This window comes from Protofrankia sp. Cr1 (genome assembly GCF_963555865.1).
In the GTDB taxonomy this organism is placed as follows: Bacteria; Actinomycetota; Actinomycetes; order Frankiales; family Frankiaceae; genus Protofrankia.
Map to the genome: position 1 here is coordinate 1,156 of NZ_CAUVXO010000423.1, position 4,091 is coordinate 5,246.

Genomic DNA, 4,091 nt, shown 5'->3' on the forward strand with positions numbered 1-4,091 from the left:
TGCGCGTCGCTCGCGCTCACATCGGCGGACGACCCGCTACCCCCGGTCGCGTCAGTGGTGGATATCTGGTAGCCGTTGTCGAGGGCGGCCTGATAGGCGGCCCGACGTGAATCGGGCACGTACTCGGCACCGTTGAGGGTCACGACCATGCCGCGGGACGGGGCCGTCACCCAGGCGGGGGCGTCGTACCGGTTGATTCCCGTGATCGGTATCCCGAGGACCGCGAGCTGAACCGCGGCCTGCTTCACAGCGACATCGCTGTCACCGAGCGGCCCGGCGTCGGTGGGTATGGCGACCACCCCGGACTCGGCCAACGTCCGCCGCGCAAGCTGGGTCAGCACCTGCTTGGGACCGAACTCGACCAGCACGTTGCAGCCGTCGGCGCGCATCGCCTCCAGGGCCGCGACGAACTCGACCGGCTCCAGCAGCTGCCCGGCCAGCACCCGCCGGTTCGCCTCGACATCCGACCCGTACGCGGCACCCGCCGTGTTCGCATACACCGGCTGTGCCGGCACGTTGATGCGCGCCGCCTCCACCGCCAACCGGAACTTCTCCACCGCATGGGCCACATGACTGGTGTGAAAAGCCGCGGAAACCGGCAGCTGCCGTGCGTTCAACCCCCGCTGCTTACATTCCTGGACCACCTCGCCGACCCCCTGGGTGTCCCCACCCACCACCACCTGGTCCGGCGCGTTGTGGTTACACACGATCACACTCGGGAAGGCCGCGAGGACGTCGGTGACCTGCTCGCGTGTGGCCTGGACCGCCGCCATCGCACCCGGGTCGTGTTCGGGATCGTCGGCCGGTGGCGCCATCGCCTCACCACGGGCGCGCGCGAGGCGGAAAAAGTCCGCGTCGGCCAACGCGCCAGCCGCCCACAGGGCGGTCAGCTCCCCGAAACTGTGTCCGAGGAAACCAGAACAGCGCAGGCCCAACTCGGTCAGATACCGGAACTGCCCGACCGAGAGCGCACCGATAGCCGGCTGCGCGTATTCGGTCTGGCGAAGAGCTGTCTCCTGCGCCTGGCGCTGGCCCGCGTCAAAGACGGGTACCGGGTAGATGACCGCGGCCAGACGCCGCGCCGCCCCGGCGAACGAGCCGTTCGCATCATCGAAGGCGGTCGCCACGGTCGGAATGTTGAGCGCCGCCTCCACGCCCATGTCCAGATACTGGCTGCCCTGCCCGGCGAACAACGCGCCGACCTTCAGGTCCGGCAGCTGCCGGCTCCGGAAGAACACCCCGGCCGGATGCGTCCACTGCTCCACGTCCCCGGACGTCGCGAGCTGATCGACCGCCAATGCGCGCAGGCGCTGCGCCGTCTCGTCGTCGGCGGCCACGAACCCGACCCGGGCATGCCCGGCGGGAATCGACGCCGTCTCCTCCCCCGACGCACCCGAACGCAGCACATCCACCAATGCGCTGGTGTCAGGCGCATGCCACAGATACGCCCGAGCCGTCCGATGCAACGCTTTGACGGCGCCACGATCCCCGTTGTGCTCCTCCAACACGACATGGAAGTTCGTCCCGCCGAACCCCATCGCGGACGCGGCCGCCCGCCGCACCGGCCGATACGGGTCACGAATCCACGGCCGGGTGCGGGTGTTGACGTACAACGGCGCGTCAGCAAAATTGATCGCGCTGTTCGGGCGCTCCACATTGATCGTCGCGGGCAGCATCTTCTGATACAGCGCCAGCGCGAGCTTCATCACACTCGCCGTACCGGCCGCACCCTTGGTGTGCCCGATCTGTGACTTCACACTTCCGATCGCCGCGAAATGCCGCTCATCGGTCGCCTCAGTGAGAACACCGTTCAGCGCCGACAGCTCTGTTTTGTCCCCTACCGCGGTACCGGTCGCATGTCCCTCGAACAGCTCCACCGACGCCGGCGAACAGTCTGCATCGGCATAGGCCCGTGCCAGCGCCAGCCGCTGACCTTCCGCACGCGGCGCATAGATACTCTTCGACCGGCCGTCGCTGGACGAGCCGATACCGCGAATCACCGCGTACACGCGGTTCCCGTCGCGCTCGGCGTCGGCAAGACGCTTCAACGCGAGCATGCCGATGCCCTCACCGACCAACGTGCCGTCAGCGGCATCGTCGAAGGGCCGGATACGCCCGGCTCGTGACAACGCCTGTGTCTTGCTGAAACACATGTAACCGAAGATTGAGTTCTCGGTGTCGGCGCCACCGGCGATCATCATCTCGGCCCGGCCGTCGACGAGCTCCGCCACCGCCACGCGGACGGCGGTCAACGACGCCGCACAGGCCGCGTCGACCGTGCAGTTCATCCCGCCCAGACCGAGGCGGTTCGCGACCCGGCCGGCGACGACGTTCGCCAACAGCCCCGGGAACGAGTTTTCCTCCCACGGCGCGAACGCCGCCGCGTACTTCGCCGCGATCGCCTGCGCATCGGCATCGCTGAGCCCGCAGCTGCGGACGACCTCCTTCAACACGGGGGTCGACAACCGAGCCGCCAGCGGATGCATCAGCGGCACCGGGCCGGTGACGCCCAGCACCACGCCCGTCCGTGACGCGTCATACCACTGCGAATCGGTCGCCCCGGCGTCACGCAGCAGGTCCCGCGCCACCACCAGACTCAACGTCTGCAGGGTGCTGGTGACCTCCAGCTGGTTCGGCGGCAGACCGAACTCCAATGGATCAAAATTCACATCCGGGACAAAACCCCCGCGGCGCGAATAGGTCATGTCCGGAACAGTGGGATCCGGATCAAAGTAATCGTCGACGTTCCACCGGCTCGCCGGGACATCCTGGGTGCAGTCCACCGAATCCACGATGTTCTGCCAGTACTCACGGTAGTCATGGGCCATCGGGAACAGGCCCGCCATGCCAACAATCGCGATCGGATTATTGGCCAGACGCCGATCCGCCAGCTTCTCGCCCTCGCTCACAGTCTTCCTCTCCTAGAGGGCCGAAGGCGATGCGATCGTGGTTCTGTCGCATCGCCGGAGGCCGAAGTCCCTGGGTCGCTAGAGGGCCGAAGGCGATGCGATCGTGGTTCTGTCGCATCGCCGGAGGCCGAAGTCCCTGGGTCGCTCAGCGGAAAAATCACGATCGCATCGACGTCGGCCCAACCAGCGGCCTTCTAGTACGAGAGCGGTCCCGACCCGACACCGGCGAAAGCGGATGATCCGTTCAACACCGTCATCCCGGTGGCAAAACTTATGAGATCGGCCGTTTCCTCGGCGAAGCGCCGGTGACCGGCCGGACTCGGGTGCAGGCCGTCCGCCGACCACATGGCCGGATCCGTCCATTCGTGCGCGGCCGCGACGTCCACGCAAAGCGCGCCGGTCCACCCGGCGACCGCACGTAGGCACTCGTTCGCCTCGGCGAAACGGGCTCGCAGCAGTTGACGGAAGGTGTCCGGCAACGGCAGGTTCCGCGGAATATCCGCATACGTCGCGGTGAACATCACCGTATCCGGACCGCTCAGTGTGGTGAAAATCATCTCAAGATTATTCCGGAAACGCGCCGCGTCATAGTCTCGAACCAGATCGTTGACCCCGGCGACAAAGCCGATCAGCGGAGCCTTGTTCACCAACGCGACGCCAAGCTGACCGGCAACCACGTCCTGGGTTGTCGCGTCGAAGGTCCCGAGGTTGAGATAGCTGTTGCGGGGGATTCCGAACAGTTCCGCAAACCGGGGCACCCAACCACCGTACGTCCCGTCCGGTCGCGGATCTCCCCGGCCCTCGACGAAGCTGTCGCCGATAACCGTCAGTCGTGCTTTCGCCATCATCCGCAATTCCCCTGTCATTTCATCCGGCAGGCATCGGCGCAGGCGCTCGCCGGCGAGCTACACCTAAATTGTGCGGAGTAGGCCAAACAATGGTCAACACCAATCCGACATCCCTATTGCTCGATCGAGGGAGGCGATTGGCAGTGCCAACGCAGCGGAAATTTCATCTTTCTACTCCGCATTTACCGGTCCATTGTCACGGCGTTCACCGGCGCGTTCCAGCGAATGTGTCTGCGCATGAGCGGCCGTCGCCGTCGCGGAAACAGGTAACCTATTCCGTGACACCCACCGATCCCATTGAACAGGTGCCGACACAATGTACACGACCGGTGGA

The 4,091-nt window shown here is 66.0% G+C and carries 2 protein-coding genes; both read right to left on the reverse strand.

What is annotated here, in order from left to right:
- The coding region (locus U9980_RS22840) for a beta-ketoacyl synthase N-terminal-like domain-containing protein (RefSeq protein ID WP_416210361.1) at nt 1-2,846 on the reverse strand (2,846 nt) is incomplete at its 3' end.
- 257 nt (nt 2,847-3,103) lie between these two features.
- On the reverse strand, nt 3,104-3,754 hold the full coding sequence (locus tag U9980_RS22845; protein ID WP_416210362.1) for an SGNH/GDSL hydrolase family protein: 651 nt from the start codon (nt 3,752-3,754) through the stop codon (nt 3,104-3,106).
- Between the last annotated feature and the right edge of the window lie 337 nt (nt 3,755-4,091).

Coding starts and splice junctions, on each gene's coding strand:
- U9980_RS22845 (WP_416210362.1), bottom strand. CDS start 3,754: ATGGCGAAAGCACGACTGACGGTTATCGGCGACAGCTTCGTCGAGGGC.